General features: G+C 45.0%; 15 protein-coding genes. 5 read left to right on the plus strand and 10 right to left on the minus strand.

The window, feature by feature from the left end:
• Positions 1 to 7: 7 nt before the first annotated feature.
• A complete protein-coding gene (locus V3V99_05700) occupies positions 8 to 736 on the minus strand; it encodes a hypothetical protein (GenBank protein MEE9442144.1) in 729 nt (242 codons plus the stop codon).
• Between the two features lie 326 nt (positions 737 to 1,062).
• Between V3V99_05700 and V3V99_05705 the strand changes: the two genes are divergently transcribed.
• Positions 1,063 to 1,554 carry a transposase gene (locus V3V99_05705; protein ID MEE9442145.1) on the plus strand — a complete coding sequence of 164 codons (492 nt, stop codon included), beginning with the start codon at positions 1,063 to 1,065 and terminating at the stop codon, positions 1,552 to 1,554.
• A 246-nt stretch (positions 1,555 to 1,800) separates the two neighbouring features.
• Here the strand turns inward: V3V99_05705 and V3V99_05710 are convergent, their stop codons facing one another.
• Together V3V99_05710 and V3V99_05715 are read right to left on the minus strand one after the other, a co-directional pair.
• Positions 1,801 to 2,493 carry a hypothetical protein gene (locus V3V99_05710; protein MEE9442146.1) on the minus strand — a complete coding sequence of 231 codons (693 nt, stop codon included), beginning with the start codon at positions 2,491 to 2,493 and terminating at the stop codon, positions 1,801 to 1,803.
• 127 nt (positions 2,494 to 2,620) lie between these two features.
• A complete protein-coding gene (locus V3V99_05715; GenBank protein ID MEE9442147.1) occupies positions 2,621 to 3,589 on the minus strand; it encodes an HD domain-containing protein in 969 nt (322 codons plus the stop codon).
• 99 nt (positions 3,590 to 3,688) lie between these two features.
• On the opposite strand from V3V99_05715, the gene V3V99_05720 reads away from it, so the two are divergent.
• The 4 genes from V3V99_05720 to V3V99_05735 all read left to right on the plus strand — a co-directional run bounded on the left by V3V99_05720 (position 3,689) and on the right by V3V99_05735 (position 8,569).
• Entirely contained in the window at positions 3,689 to 5,113 is a 1,425-nt protein-coding gene (locus V3V99_05720) for an LptF/LptG family permease (GenBank protein MEE9442148.1), read from the plus strand.
• Positions 5,110 to 6,186, plus strand: coding sequence for an LptF/LptG family permease (locus V3V99_05725; GenBank protein ID MEE9442149.1), 1,077 nt, complete (start codon positions 5,110 to 5,112; stop codon positions 6,184 to 6,186). The genes V3V99_05720 and V3V99_05725 overlap by 4 nt, the downstream gene beginning before the upstream one ends.
• 21 nt (positions 6,187 to 6,207) lie before the next feature.
• Entirely contained in the window at positions 6,208 to 6,993 is a 786-nt protein-coding gene (locus V3V99_05730; GenBank protein MEE9442150.1) for a class I SAM-dependent methyltransferase, read from the plus strand.
• Between the two features lie 106 nt (positions 6,994 to 7,099).
• Positions 7,100 to 8,569: a C69 family dipeptidase gene (locus tag V3V99_05735; GenBank protein ID MEE9442151.1), complete on the plus strand. Its 1,470-nt coding sequence runs from the start codon at positions 7,100 to 7,102 to the stop codon at positions 8,567 to 8,569.
• A gap of 75 nt (positions 8,570 to 8,644) precedes the next feature.
• Here the strand turns inward: V3V99_05735 and ahcY are convergent, their stop codons facing one another.
• The 7 genes from ahcY to V3V99_05770 all read right to left on the minus strand — a co-directional run bounded on the left by ahcY (position 8,645) and on the right by V3V99_05770 (position 15,399).
• Complete coding sequence (gene ahcY / locus V3V99_05740; GenBank protein ID MEE9442152.1) at positions 8,645 to 9,901, minus strand: adenosylhomocysteinase; 1,257 nt, start codon at positions 9,899 to 9,901, stop codon at positions 8,645 to 8,647.
• A gap of 56 nt (positions 9,902 to 9,957) precedes the next feature.
• Positions 9,958 to 11,121, minus strand: a complete 1,164-nt coding sequence (gene metK, locus V3V99_05745; GenBank protein ID MEE9442153.1) for a methionine adenosyltransferase — start codon at positions 11,119 to 11,121, stop codon at positions 9,958 to 9,960.
• Positions 11,122 to 11,151: 30 nt separating this feature from the next.
• A complete protein-coding gene (locus V3V99_05750; protein MEE9442154.1) occupies positions 11,152 to 12,126 on the minus strand; it encodes a sugar phosphate nucleotidyltransferase in 975 nt (324 codons plus the stop codon).
• 93 nt (positions 12,127 to 12,219) lie between these two features.
• The gene (locus V3V99_05755; protein MEE9442155.1) at positions 12,220 to 12,861 is read right to left on the minus strand and encodes a hypothetical protein; all 642 of its coding nucleotides are present in this window, start codon (positions 12,859 to 12,861) and stop codon (positions 12,220 to 12,222) included.
• The gene (locus V3V99_05760) at positions 12,858 to 13,760 is read right to left on the minus strand and encodes a hypothetical protein (GenBank protein MEE9442156.1); all 903 of its coding nucleotides are present in this window, start codon (positions 13,758 to 13,760) and stop codon (positions 12,858 to 12,860) included. Before V3V99_05760 ends, V3V99_05755 begins: the two co-directional genes overlap by 4 nt.
• Positions 13,761 to 13,764: 4 nt before the next feature.
• A complete protein-coding gene (locus V3V99_05765) occupies positions 13,765 to 14,424 on the minus strand; it encodes a hypothetical protein (GenBank protein MEE9442157.1) in 660 nt (219 codons plus the stop codon).
• Entirely contained in the window at positions 14,425 to 15,399 is a 975-nt protein-coding gene (locus V3V99_05770) for a DUF6754 domain-containing protein (protein ID MEE9442158.1), read from the minus strand.
• Positions 15,400 to 15,409: the final 10 nt, after the last annotated feature.

The following is a 15,409-nucleotide window of genomic DNA, read 5'->3' on the forward strand; positions in this document are numbered from 1 at the left end:
CCATCAATTACTCCTCACTTAAGGTTATCATTTCAGCCGAAATGCGGGCCGCGCGATCGGGCTTGAGAGCGCCCAATATCTTGGCCGCATTGGCCGGTTTCATTTTCAAAAGCACATCTACCGCTTGCTTGATTGTTAACTTATTTATTAGCGGAGCCACCTGCTGCGGCTTCATGCCGTCATATAATTTGGCCAGGGAACCAATCCGCGCCGACTCCATCTGGTCTCTTTTCGCCAAAAGCTGCTTTAAATGATACTCGCGCCTGTCGAGCTCTTTTTTGCGGGCATCCAGCTCTTTTCTTTCGGTGGTGAGTTTTTCCTTCTCGTTTTCAAGCCAGTTGGCAGCTTCGATTGAATCCTCTTTTGACATACCTCGTTCGGTATTATCAACCAGATCCATCATATCATCCATATCTTCCACATCGCCGATATCCTGCAGGCCAAACAATTCACTTTCGAGGGCGTCTATTTCCGACATGTCTTCATCTTCAGATTGTTTTTGGTCTGGGGCGGATTTTTCCTCGGCATGCTTTTCTTCAACCGTGGCGGTATCGTCACCTTCCCCAGCGGGAGGGCTCGAAAAAACCCCCATAAAAAACGAAAAAGCGCCGATACAAATCGCGAATCCGACCACGCTGATGATAATCAGCATCATCGGCCCTTTGGATTTCTTAGGCTTTTGCTCTTCGCCTCCCTCTTTGGGAGTTTCAGCTTTAGTTTTTTCTTCTTCAGGCATACATGTACCTCACAAAAATCTATTTGTCCGAATCCTGAATGAGCAAGGCCCGTGCCCGTGTGAGCCTAAGCAATTTATCATATTGTTACTGTGCGACTTACGCTGATTCTTGACTTAATTTTACGAGGTTAATAAATCCCCAAATCGGAAAAAATATCCCAATGGGTGTGGAAATTAATTCAAGGAGGGAGTGTTTCAGTTTTTGCTGAAAACTATTACAATGCACTAATCTGAGATGAGCTATTATTCGGTTTCATCCTTAAAAAAGTGATGTCAGGTCCTGCTTTTGGCTTGCCAAAAGTGTGACCTGACATTTCATTAACCAAATGGGAAAAAGGCATATTAGTCAATCGAACACAAATTTCTTCTTTATTACCGCAACATTTGAGAATTGGAAACAATTTGGCAACGTTCCAGGCTTTTATGAAAAATTATCCGAATCACTAATCTTCTATAACGAAAAGTATCAAGCAAAGATCGTAGGTCATGTCTTCATGCCAAGTCATATCCACCTTATTCTTTATATAAATTCTATTGATCTTGGCAATTATATTAGGGATTTTAAGAAATTTATTACCCAGAAAGCTGTTCGGGACTTGGGGATAAATGATCAAAATATTTGGATGCCTCGGTATGATAGTGTCGGTTTATATTCAGAAAGCGTATTATTGACTAAATTGAAGTATATTCACAATAATCCTGTCCGTAACGGATTAGTCACTAATCCTGCTGACTGGAAATGGTCGAGTGCTGGAGATTATGAATCAAATAACAGCGGCCCAATTCCGATTTGGAAAGGTTGGGCCGGCGATGATTGAAGCCTACTACAGGATTCGAATTGTATTGCCGGTTCTTAAACGGAGCGGTAAACGAACAGACAGTTTTATCTGTCAGGTCACACGCCTCCTTCGTCGGCGCAGGACCTGACAGCACGGCAAATTCCGCATCTTTTTAGATTCCTGCTTTCGCAGGAATGACTTTGAATCAGTTTGGCGGTCAAGTCCCACCCCGCCGGGGATTCGCTCAGGACCTTCGGCAGGGATCCCGCCCTACTGACTTGTTTGTTATTTCTCAAATCCTATCTGTCTTTTCTTGCGATAGTTTTTCACATACTTTCTGATAAGAGGATACAACGGGACTATAATTGTAACCCAAAGCCATTGCCAATTGCTGTTTATAAAGATCGCCATTCTCTGAGTTAATGTAACTTCAACTTTGATTTCTTTTTCAAATGTCTTAATGGATCGTGGAACTGTCTCCCCCTCAAAGTGAATTATTGCATTAATTGTTAAATGCAATCTCTGAATTCCAGGTTTTCGAGCGATAATTTCCCACTTCCATTCCGTTAATTCTAATTTACTGACAGCCTGTTTTTCCGGAGTTATTGGAATAATATCAAAACCGTCTCCAATTAGATTCGCCTCCATTATATTCGATACTTTAATTCTATAACTTTCGATTGGACTATTTGCAATACTCTTTTCTATTTCTTGCTCCAATTCAATAGGTGACATCGGTACACTTAACAGCAAATTAATTAGTAACTTCTCCTCATATTGCATTATAGAATCTGGATCATTAAATATGATACTTCCTTCAGACATTTTTTTCAATTTTTCATCAAAAAAATATGAATCTTCCTTGAATGCAAGCTGTTGATGCAATCTATACTCAGGATCAATGATTATCAAAATATATATTATTCTTATAATAAATATAGTAAAGATTAAAGCAATTGCAGTTGGTAACTTCTTCATGTACTTTAATCGGTTCCCCATTCGCCCCTAATCCTAAAATTAATAATTTGCATTTCATATTTCCAAGATCGACATTTAGCTCGTTGTTCCCCGTTTCATGTGTCCATGGGTTTTCATCATTAATAATCTATTCCTGAGATTCATCCAGATTTTCTCCAGTTCCGAAGTAAAAGAAGCGTTCGAAGATGCGCTGGTAGGTTGACCAACCGGAATCGCCGGTGCGTTCGCGAATCTTCTCAACGGCGCCCATACGGGAATCGAGCTCATCGGAATGATGCAACAGAACGGCTTCGGGAGTTTGCGGTACGACTGGTGAGCCTTTTTGCAGCTCGCCCTGATGCGAAACGATCAAATGACGCAGATGCATGAGCAAATCTTCAGGAAAATGTTCAATATCGTCGGCGATGGCGCAAACGAATTCATCGCCCTGGGCGATATGCCCGATCAACCGCCCGGAATCGGAGTAATCAATCATCGAATCAACACTGAATTCCCAGATTTTCCCGATGTCATGAAGGATCGCTCCGCAAATCAACAAATCGCGATTGAGTTTGGGATACAAATCGCCGAGTCTGACGACAATTTCAGCGATATTTAGCGAATGGTCAGCCAGTCCGCCGATAGTGTCATGATGAAGCAGTTTCGCGGCGGGAGATGTCAGGTATTTTTCGCGAATATCTTCATCATCAAAAATATTGTTCAACAGTGTCTTCAAATAATTATTATCCACCCGCTCAATCATCGAATTCAAAAGCCCGTTTAATTCTTCTTTAGTTCGAGTCGCCGAGCGGAAAAAATCACGCATATCAATATCATCATCTTTGGTTACTGGACGGATTCGGTCGATTCGCAGTTGATTGGCTCCCATATAAGTCGAAATCGGCCCCTTAACCTTGACGAATATCCCGGTTTCGTACAATGCGGCCTGATCTTCTGAAACGTCCCACATGACGGCTTTCACCCGGCCGGTACTATCACCCAACTCCATCGCCAGCCGAAACCGCCCGTCTTTTTCGAGCAATTCCAATTTTCTGAGCGCGAAAATTCCCGTAATAGTATCTCCGGGACGCAAATCTTTGACATAAATATCTTTCACGATTGTATAAGAATAATAACATTTATTATTCCGATGTCAAGAGGAGGCATTTAATTTTCTTTACTCAACATTTTCGGCTGTGTATATTCTTGGGTTATCATGGAAGCTACGGCAAACAAAGAAGTTAAACGGCAGGCGTTGATCGTCCGTTTTATCAAAGCTTTTGATTTTCGAAATCGATTATCGCTATATATTCTCCGCGAACATATCGGACCGTTTATCTTTGCCTTTATCATCATCACCTTCGTCCTGATTATTGATTTCGTCCCCCATCTGGTTGATATGATTGTCGGAAAAGACCTGCCCGCCTCGATCATATTCAAGGTTTTTATTTACCAGATGGGCTGGATAATCGCTCTCTCGGTCCCGATGGCGGTTCTGGTCGCGACTCTTATGGCTTTCGGCAGGCTGACGTCCGATTTTGAAATCACGGCCATCAAAGCCTCCGGCATTCACGTCATGCGAATCATGTTTCCGGTTATCCTGGCGGCGCTGGCGCTAACGTACAGCATGATTTATTTTCATAACGAAGTTCTTCCCGACATAAATCATCGCGCCCGGATTTTGATGCAGGACGTCCGGCGGCTGCGGCCGACTCTGCAAATTCACAGCGGCGCCTTCGTGACCGATATCCCGGGATACATTATTCTCATTGATTCGGTCAATCATACAACATCGGAATTAACCGGAGTTAAGATTCTCGAGATGGGCAAAAGACGTAAAGCGCCCCGCACAATTGTAGCCCAATCCGGATTCTTGAGCTTTACCAATAACGGCCGGGACCTGATATTCGACCTCAACGACGGCGAAATTCATGAATTCGATAAAGAATCGACCGAAAACTACCGACGATTATCATTTGTAAACCAGAGGATTCTTGTCAGTGAAGTGTCTAAGGATTTCGAGGAAACGGATGACCAGTACCGCACCGACCGGGAAAAATCGTCGCGACAGATGCTGGAAGATATCATGAAATGGGAAACCGGGATTAAACCTTACCGACAAAAAATTGACGATCTTGTCGCCAGCCGAATTGATTTTATATTTTCCGATTCGATGCCCCTGTCTCCTGATTCCACCGCTCCCGATAATATTGCGCTGTCGCATCTGGCAACGGCCGAGGAAGCCAATTCGCGAATCCTGTCCCGCGAACGAGAAGGCATCCGGACTCAGCAAAAACTAATCGATTCCTATATGGTTGAAGTATATAAAAAATATTCTATCCCAACCGCCTGCATAGCCTTTGTACTTATCGGGACTCCCCTGGGAATTATCGCCCGGCGAGGAAGTATGGGAATCAGTATAGGGATATCTCTTGGTCTGTTTATACTCTACTGGGCCTTTTTGATCGGCGGCGAAGATTTGGCAGACAGAGGAATCGTGACACCATTCTGGGCCATGTGGTCGGCTAATTTTCTGCTCGGCGCAATAGGCATATATATGCTTTATGTGGTATCGGTTGAAAAAAGTTTCTGGGCAATATTTAAACTGACCCGGAGCAAAGCGTCAGCAGGGAAAAAATGATGAGAACCGTCGACAGATATTTATTATCCCGATTCTTGATTTCTTTGCTGGTCGCCTGCGGAGGCATAACAATAATCGCTCTCATCGTTGATCTGGTCGGGCATCTTGAGGACATTGTCGATAGCGCCGCCGGTGTCAAAGACGTTCTGCTATATTACTTATATTTCATCCCGTGGATATATAAGATTACCATTCCGGCTTCGGTGTTACTGGCGGGTTTATTTTCAATCGGGCTGCTGGCCAAAAACAATGAGATCCTGGCCATGAAATCATCAGGATTATCCCTCTATCGCATCGCCCTGCCACTTCTGATTTTTACTTTCCTGTTATCGTGCGCCAATTTTTACTTTAACGAAGAAATCCTCCCTTACACGATCCGCGAACGCGAACGCATTAAACACGGCGAACTTGAAAAGAAAAGCCGTAAGGGTTCAATCTTATATAATCTGTCGAAACAAGGATCAGGCGGATATATCTATCATTTTGAAATATTCCGCCCGGGCCGCAAAGAAGCCAAAAACGCACTGGTGCAGAGATTCGAAAATGATTCCCTGAAGGAATCTTACCGAGGCGAGTTGATGAAATTTGCCAATGGACAATGGAGCATCTTTAATGGCGCCTACCGGAGTTTCGTCGAAGGCGAAGAAACTTTTAAACAATTCGATTCCCTTCTGCTACCGAGCTGCAAAGAACGCCCGGAAGAATTCGAGAAATACCAAGGTAAACCGGAGGATATGGGTTACCGCGAATTGCAGGGATATATCGAAGTACTCGATAAAACAGGCGCGCCTTATACCCGTGAGTTGGTCGATTTGAAAACGAAATTATCTTTTCCCTTCACATCGTTTATTGTCATGTTTATTTGCGTTCCGGTCGCGGCCAATCCAAAACGGAGCGGGGTCGCGCGAGCTTTTGCCATCGCCGCCGGTATTTCATTGACATACTTCGTCATATTCAAGGTCACTCAATCATTCGGATATAGCGGGTCGATTTCTCCCAATGTCGCCGCCTGGTCAATTAACGCCGCATTTTTAGTCGTAGGTATATTTGTGTTTATTCGGTCTCATAAGTAAATATTAGCTAACAAGGATTCGATGAATAAGGATCATGAAATTAATCGCAAGAACTGGAACGCCCGCACCGACGCTCATTACAAACATCCCGAATATCGAGTCAAAGAATTTCTGAACGGTTCATTAAAGCTGCATCCTCTGGAGCTGAAAGAAGTCGGGGACGTTAACGGAAAATCTTTGTTGCACCTGCAATGCCATTTCGGCCTTGACACCTTATCGTGGGCGAGGTTGGGCGCGAAAGTAACCGGAATTGACATTTCTGACAGGTCAATTGAACTCGCCAATGAACTCAAAGATAAGGCCGGATTAGAGGCGCGATTTATCAGAACCGATTTATTTAACTTGCCCGAAGTTCTGGACGAAGAATTTGACATTGTCTTTACTTCGTACGGTGTGCTGTGGTGGATGTCAGATATCAAGCGATGGGCAAAAATAGTAGCTCAATATGTTAGAAGGGACGGATTTTTCTATATCGCCGACGGGCATCCGGTCATGAATATGCTCGATAAAGACAAAAGAGTTTTTGAGCCTTATTTCAATCAGGGTGTGGAGCGATATTATGATGAGGGCGATTACTGCGATAAGGATTTGAAAATCGAAGAGGAATGCGGCTGGCGCTGGACTTTATCAGATGTGATAAACGCCTTGATTGGAGCCGGACTGACTCTCGAATACATCCATGAATTTCCGTTCTGCTGCTATGACCATTGGCCCAATTTCGTTAAAGACAAAGATGGCTGGTATTACTACCCCGACATGAAAAAAGACGTCCCTATGACTTTTTCGATCAAGGCCGTGAAGAGGTAGAATTGGTAATTTGCAGTGATTATCATTGATTTATTAATTTCTATTTAGTAGTTTCTGCCATCGGCTTAAATATCAATTTTTTATTCATAGATTTACGGAGTAACCCATGTTGAACACTTTTCTCTTTAAAAAAGTATTAGGTTTCGTTTGCTTTATATCAATTGCTTTATGCCTTGTATCCAACGCCAATGACAATTGCTATTCTATCGTTGTCGGGAAGGACGCTTCGGTTGACGGGTTTGTGCTTATGGCGCACAATGAAGATGACGGGCCGCCTCAAATAGTCAATCATCACAAAATCCCAAGAATAAAACATCAACCCGGCGACAAAGTCCGACTCATAAACGGCGGGGAACTGGATCAAATCGAGGAAACCTGGTCGTATATCTGGTCGGAAATTCCCGGACTGATGTTTTCCGACAGCTACGTCAACGAATGGGGCGTTTGTATCACGTCTGACGCCTGCCCATCGCGCGAAGACAATCCTGTCTTGCCCGAAGGCGGAATCAGCTATTATCTGCGCCGACTGGTTGCCGAAAGAGCTAAAACTTCCCGCGAAGGCGTGCATTTAATAGGCGCGTTAATCGAACGGTTTGGTTACGACGCCTCAGGACGAACTTATATTGTCAGCGATCCTCTCGAAGGTTGGCTGGTCTGCGCCGTCAACGGCACGCATTGGGCCGCGGCCCGGGTACCGGATGATGAGGTGGCTCTAATCGCCAACACCTATACCGTGCGTAATATCAATTTGTCGGACACGATGAATTTTATCGGCTCCGATGATATAATAGATTACGCCGTTGAGCGTGGCTGGTATGATCCCGATGAAGAGGATCAGTTTGATTTCGCCAAAGCCTATGCAGACCCGAAGGTTGCCGTCAATACTGGTAATTTAGGACGCCAATACGGAGGATTAAGACTTGTTTCTCCCGATCCGATAGAATTGGGCGGATATCATCCCTTTTCACTGAAACCTAAGAAAAAGATGGACGTCCCATCTTTGATGGCAATCCTCAGAGACCATTATGAAGGCACCGAGCATTATGGCTCCAATTCTCCTTCAGGCAATCCTCACGACCGGGATTTCAGGCCAATCTGCCGTAATGATACTCAAACAAGTTTTGTGGTTCAACTCCGCAAAGATATGCCCCTCGATATTGGCATTGTCTATTGGGTTTGCCTTGCGTCGCCATGTGTCTCGACCTATGTTCCCTTCCATTTCGGGAACATTGCCTTTCCTGATTGGTATTTGGGCTCGCGCGACACTTCGACTGAGTTAGAATATCAGGAAAAATTGATACGGCCATTTCAGCATGACTATTCCAACGCCTTCTGGACTTTCAGCAACCTACGATATAAGGCGGAAAAGAATTATGACAAATTAATCGGGTCTATTGTTACCGAACGTGATAAAGTCGAAAAACAAGCGTTTGATACTCAGGAATCAATGGAAAAATGGGCCGCCCAGATTTACGCCAGCGACAAAAAGACAGCAATGGAAATATTGAATAATTATTCACGAGGCATTTATCTATCGACCGTCAAGGCGATGGGGGAAATTACTCCCAATAATTAGACAATAAATTCAGGACAAGCAAAAGGCCGCCCAAAATGGGCGGCCTTAAGCATTTGATAATGTCTTTATAAAAACCTACGTACCCATCTCCCACGAGGCCAGGTATTTTTTCTGCTCGGGAGTCAGGCGGTCGATTTTTATACCCATCGAGTCCAGTTTCATTTTGGCGATTGAATAATCCAGATTCTCAGGCAGGACATGCACGGTTTTTTCCAGAGGAGATTTACGATTCAATAAGTATTCGCACGCCAGACATTGATTAGCAAACGACATATCCATCACCACTGCCGGATGGCCTTCAGCCGCCGCCAGGTTTATCAATCGTCCTTCGCCAAGGATATAAATTTTCCTGCGATTCATGAGACGATATTCCTCAACAAACGACCGGACGGTTTTGACCGAGCGAGAAATTTCTTTGAGTCCCTTCAAATCCAATTCAACATTGAAATGCCCGCTATTGCAAACAATGGCGCCGTCCTTCATTTTGATGAAATGCTCCGGGCGAACAACGTTAATATCTCCGGTAAGAGTAACAAACACATCACCCAGAGGAGACGCCTTGGCCATCGTCATTACCTGAAATCCATCCATGGCCGCTTCGATACCCTTGACATGATCAACCTCGGTAACGATAACACTGGCGCCCAAACCAGCCGCGCGCATGGCAAATCCGCGTCCGCACCAACCGTACCCGGCCACCACGACGGTCGAGCCGGCAAACAGATGATTTGTCGCTCGAATGATGCCGTCAATGGTTGATTGCCCGGTACCGTAGCGATTATCAAAGAAATGTTTGGTCTTGGAATCATTGACCGCGATAATCGGATACGCCAGGGCTCCGTCATTGGCCATCGCTCGCAAACGAATCACACCCGTTGTGGTTTCCTCAGTCCCGGCCAGAACGCCGTCCAAAAGCTCTTTTCTTTCCGAATGAATCGTCGAGACCAAATCAGCGCCGTCATCCATGGTTATGTGAGGTTTGATATCGAGAGCCTGATTGATATGCTTATAATAAATCTTGTTATTCACCCCATTAATCGCAAACACAGAAATCCCGTAATCCTTAACCAGCGATGCTGCCACAACATCCTGAGTTGAGAGAGGATTGGAAGCGCACAACGCGACCGATGCTCCTCCGGCCTTAAGAGTTCGGGCCAGGTTAGCCGTTTCGGTCGTAACATGCAGGCAGGCTGCGATATTGATTCCCTTGAGTGGCTTCTCTTTTCTGAAGCGATTCCTGATTTTTCTGAGAACCGGCATATTGGCCTCAGCCCATTCAATCCGCTTCTTACCATCGTTCGCCAGTTTTATATTCTTGATATCGTATTTCACCGGATTCGCCATATCTTTAGTATTCTCCTAAATTCATCTGACTTGCCTAAGTTATATCAGGCTTCTTTGGCCAAAATATCGGCCTTATCTGTCCTCTCCCAGGTAAACTCATCCAGCTCACGACCGAAATGACCATAAACCGCCGTCTTCAGATAAATCGGCCGATGTAAATCCAACATCTCATTTATACCAGCCGGTGTCAATTCAAAATGCTTCAAAATAAGTTCCTTTATGCGGTCTTCTTCAACCTTGTTCGTCCGATCGGTCCATACCATGATCGAAACCGGCTCGGGAACGCCGATTGCGTATGCCAACTGGATATTGCATTTATCCGCCAATCCTGAAGCAACGACGTTTTTGGCAATATAGCGCGTCATATAAGAAGCCGACCGGTCAACCTTGGTGGGATCTTTGCCGGAAAAAGCCCCGCCGCCGTGAGATGCCATACCGCCGTATGTATCGACGATAATTTTACGACCGGTCATGCCCGTATCAGCCTGCGGTCCACCGATTATAAATTTTCCCGTCGGGTTGATATAAAATTTCGTCTTAACATCTAGCATACCTTTAGGTATAACCGGTTCGATAACCTTATCAATAATTTTCTGCCGGGCCTCGTCGGTTATATGGTTGCCGTCTGAACCCAGGATTTCTTCAGAATGTTGAGTTGAAATGACGACGGCATCAACGCGAGCCGGTTGATTATCGATATACTCCACCGTGACCTGTGATTTTCCGTCGGGTCCCAGGAAATCCAATATATTCTTTTTGCGGGTTTCTGCCAGACGCATCGTCAATTTATGCGCCAGCATAATCGGCATCGGCATCAATTCTTCGGTCTCTCGACAGGCATAACCCGACATCAAGCCCTGGTCACCGGCTCCACCGGTATCAACTCCCTGGGCGATATCCGGAGATTGCGCGCCAATGGCGTTTAAGATTGCGCATCCTTTATAGGAAAAACCATACTCTGCGTTGGTATAACCGATATCCTTAATAATTTTGCGACACAACGATTGTATATCGACATATCCTGTCGTAGTTATTTCACCGCCGACTATAAGAAGACCGACGGTTACAAACGCTTCACACGCGACCCGACCATGAATATCCTGCTTCAATACCGCGTCAAGAACGGCGTCTGAAATCTGATCGCATACTTTATCGGGATGACCTTCGGTTACAGATTCTGACGTAAAAAGAAAATTACCCTGACTCATATTATTCTCCAGCGATTTTTACAATACCATTTAAAAATGCCCAACCTCAGATGAATCTCCAACATTGAGGCGGCGATAATCCCCGGCAACAATCGCCCGATGCCCGATTAACGAATCGGTCAAAATGGAGTTGGTAACTTCTGCCTCATATCCTACAATCGAATTTTTGACAATTGAGTTCCTGATAACGGCTCCGTCGGAAACAGAAACATGCGGGCCGATAACCGAACATTCAATCACTGCCGAAGGCGCGATAAAAGTCGGAGGGATAATGACCGATCCCTCCCGGATATCGCTAAAAGTTGTTTTCTCCAGCAGGTGTTGATTGGTATCGATCAAAGTTTCGCGCTTACCGCAATCAAACCAGCCTTCGACGGAGTAAGCGTTAAATTTGGTTCCCTCTTCAATCATACTCTGCAAAGCATCGGTTAATTGAATTTCTCCCCGCGTTTTTTGCCCTGAAACGATAAGTTTTTCCAAATGATCAAATAAATGAGAGCTGTTTTGAATATAATACAGTCCGATAATCGCGAGGTTTGAGGAAGGGTCAACAGGCTTCTCAACCAGTCTTGTGACTATGCCGTGTTCGACATCCGCAATACCAAAACGATGCGGATCGGCGACGGGCATTAATCCCAGGACGTTGTCGCCTTGCGACACAAATCGGGTCATATTAGCCTCGACAATGGTATCCCCCAATATAATTAAAACCGGTCCGTCAGACGTTCCTTTCATTCCCATTTGAACGGCGTAACCCAAACCCAATAATTCCGTCTGATTTACGAAGCGAGTTTTGATGTCATAGTGCTGAGTAACGTACTCCTGAACTTTCGCACCCAAAAATCCCGTTATTATCGTTATCTCATCCGGATTTAACTCAATTAATGAATCAAGAATATGCGCTAATATCGGTTTCCCGGCGACATGCAAAAGCGATTTTGGAATTGTATGCGTATGCGGTCTCAAACGGCTGCCGATTCCCGCGGCAGGAATAATTATTTTCATCTCCGTCCTTACACTCCCTGTAATTTTTCGAAAGAATATACGTAGTTCAACGGGGAAGGTAAATATAAATCTTGGTATAAAACGATAAATTGATTAAGAAAATAGCTGAATTATTGAGCCGCCCCAATCATCAATCAAAAATTGAACACGTCCGATTAGTAGGGATATTCGAGCCATGACCGTATATCCGAAATGGGCCCCGAAAGATACCATAATGAACCAGATACCGACCCGGGCGACGCCTCCCAAAACGCCTTTGTGTTCTTTGGAAAAATAAAAATATATCAAAGTTGTTACAACTCCGACAACGATAATCAGGGAGAGCAGGAATTCGCCCCACCCCTGTCCCGGATCAATCGAACGCATAGTAGCCTGAATCTGAGGCAGCACCTTCCCATGAAGTTCAGAAATTAAAAATATACCGGCTGTGTTTCCCATGACGAATGCCAGTGAGAGCCTGCTTATCCAACTATAATTTTTTGTAAAACGGGAAAACATCAATACGCCAAGAATACCGGGAATGAACAAATACCATTTGCCGTTATCGAACATCGGGTCAATCATCTGTTGTAGAATAACCGAATGCCAGATCAGTCCCACGTAATACCCTGCCGACAGTCCGGCAAAGATATGCTCGGCCAGCTTATAAAACGGATTATCCTTGTACAAAAATGACAGTAATGACAGCGTTAAAAACGCGATAATCCAAACCTGGATGAACTCAATCAGATTCAAGCCGCGCTCCCGTTAGGTTTATTTTTATCTCTTCCGCGTCGACCGGTAAGATAAATTATATTTCCGGCAATGACCGATCCGATAATCAGCAAATGAACGAGCGATTGCGCTCCCATTCCTTTAGTGGCCGTGCCTTTTTTATCCACCAGCTTTTCATATTCGGCGGCGCCTTTCATACCGCCCAATAAACCGGTCATCTGGCCCGAACCGATATAAGCGTAAAACCGCGGAGCCATCACGGCCGTCACTCCGCATCCAACCCGAATATCATATTGGGCATTTACAATTGACATCCAGTAATCGACAATATTGTTATCAGCCACAACATATATGAAATCAAAATCAGCATAACTATTGACGTTTTGGGTAATTGGAATCTCCGATAATGGCGTCCCGGAATTATCTGTCGGATAAATAACGTCTATAGCTGTGCCCATCCCTTTTAGAACCGCCACATAGTTTGCTTTGAAACCCAAGTTGACATAATCAACACCGTATTCTTTGCCGTATTCTTCAGCCACTGAACGAGTCACTCGCTCGGATATACTCGGTCCTCCCAGCGGAATTGTCGTCATCGTGACTATTTTGCAGTCTTTGCGGAATAAATGATGCAGGGCGGCAATCGACATTGGTTCCGTTTCCGGTAAGGCCGAAGCGTAATAATCAAAAGTCAATAGAACTGTAGAAGAATCCGGGAGAGCTTCGACGGCGTCAAATAATTGTCTGGCTTCAGGAGAAACCTTAAACGGCAAATCGAGCGTCACCAGAACAGGAAAAGTAACGAATATGCCAACGGCTAAATATATAAATCTTCTGTCATCAGTCCTGTAGGTGAGATAAAGCAAAACCACACCCGATACTGCAAGAAGGATATACGCCAATATGACCCAAAATGACATTGTCTTATTTTCCCATATACGTTCGCTCAATACCGAGCATAATTCGAAGTGACATCGCCGCCGCGCCGAGCGCGGCGCCGATTATAATACCTCGTTGGACGGCTAAATTCGCCCCGCCCATAATATAGGTATTAATATAATCAGGCAGACTTTCATGAATCATTGTCAGAAACGCTTCACCCATCGGTACTCGCCAGAGCATTACAATCACTGCCGTTGCCAAGAGTAAGGTTGCTTCGGTATTGCGTGCCCGGAATGCCCGAAAAGCCGCCGAAGCGATATAAAAAGCAAGCATGGCAAACATGGTCGACATCATCGGGGCATCGAGATAGGTAAAGCACCAATCATAGATCGAACCCGGCCCGGTTCCAAATTTGGGCGACCAAGAAGTCGGAATAATCGCGGGAATTATCATCACAAATATAGAAACCAGAGTCGCCAATTTATAAATCCAGCCGTCACTCCGACGTTTAACCGCGCTATAATTTACCCGCACGATTGAGACAACCCCCAAAAGCAAAGTAAAACCTCCGACAATAGTCACCCAGCTCAGTATCTCAGGTTCAATTCGACCGAGAAAACTTTCTTCGGGACGGAAGAAAAATGAAATCACCATCAGAAAACCGGATAAAAAAGCGATTATGACAGGAACTGTTGTCTTCATTTAAATATTCTCAAATAAACTCAAATACCAATCGCCTGAATCAAAACTAACCAATAGCGCCCCGATCAGAATTAGAATGATAAGGGATACCTTCATCCAATCCTGCCCCTTAAGACCGCCCAATAATAACGGTTCTCGAGAGAGATAGGCGGAAGCGGCGTATAATTCCTCACCCATCAGCGTATAATCACAGGAAGCGATAAAAAACGGGAGTTGCATCGGCTGAGCCGTTCCGGCGATCTGAATCGACCCGGCGGCGTTGCCAGTCTCGGCCAGAAGCAAAGATTCGGCAAAAAAAGCGCCCATATAAAGATTGGTCGCCGGCTTTTCGCGCATCATATAGCCGTTGACGGTCGCGGTAAAGGCAAATTGTTCTCCGGCGACATAGCGAACCATATCTTTGTTGAAGGCATCCGGTTTGCCCTCCTCCATGTAAGCCTGCTGAACAACTTCCTGCCCGGCCGCGAGAACCATCGGATAACGAACCGGCACCATCAAAGGCGTTTCATAGCGGGCCGTCACTCGGGCCACACGCCCGAGTATCGAAATCCCTGCGATGGTTTCAATTTCATCAATTTCACTTATACCGGGAATAAAAAGAACCGGCTTACCCATCTCAGTCGCGCGCCCGACCGCTTCTTCAACCTCGTCAAGCCCGCTGATTTTTCGTATGAAAAGACTCTTACCAGCCTTAGCCCATTTCGTGTAAATTAAAATTGCAGCCGAAAACACAAGCATCAATATCATAGCATTTATGCGGTCGTACCTGAACGCCGACACCTCTTCCGTTTCAGCGTTCAAATCAGCCTCATCGACCAACGCCGTTGCAACCGAAGAGTCGGTAGCCACAGAGTCTGAAATATGCTCCGCCGTTGAATCATTTTCGAGTGCAATTGCGGTATTATCGGCTAAGATAATTCCGGGAGAAATTACTAAGATTAAAAAAAAGGATATGAAAATCGCGGTTCGAACCAAAGCGGTATAT

It is taken from the genome of Candidatus Zixiibacteriota bacterium (assembly GCA_036480375.1).
Lineage (GTDB): Bacteria > Zixibacteria > MSB-5A5 > GN15 > JAAZOE01 > JAZGGI01.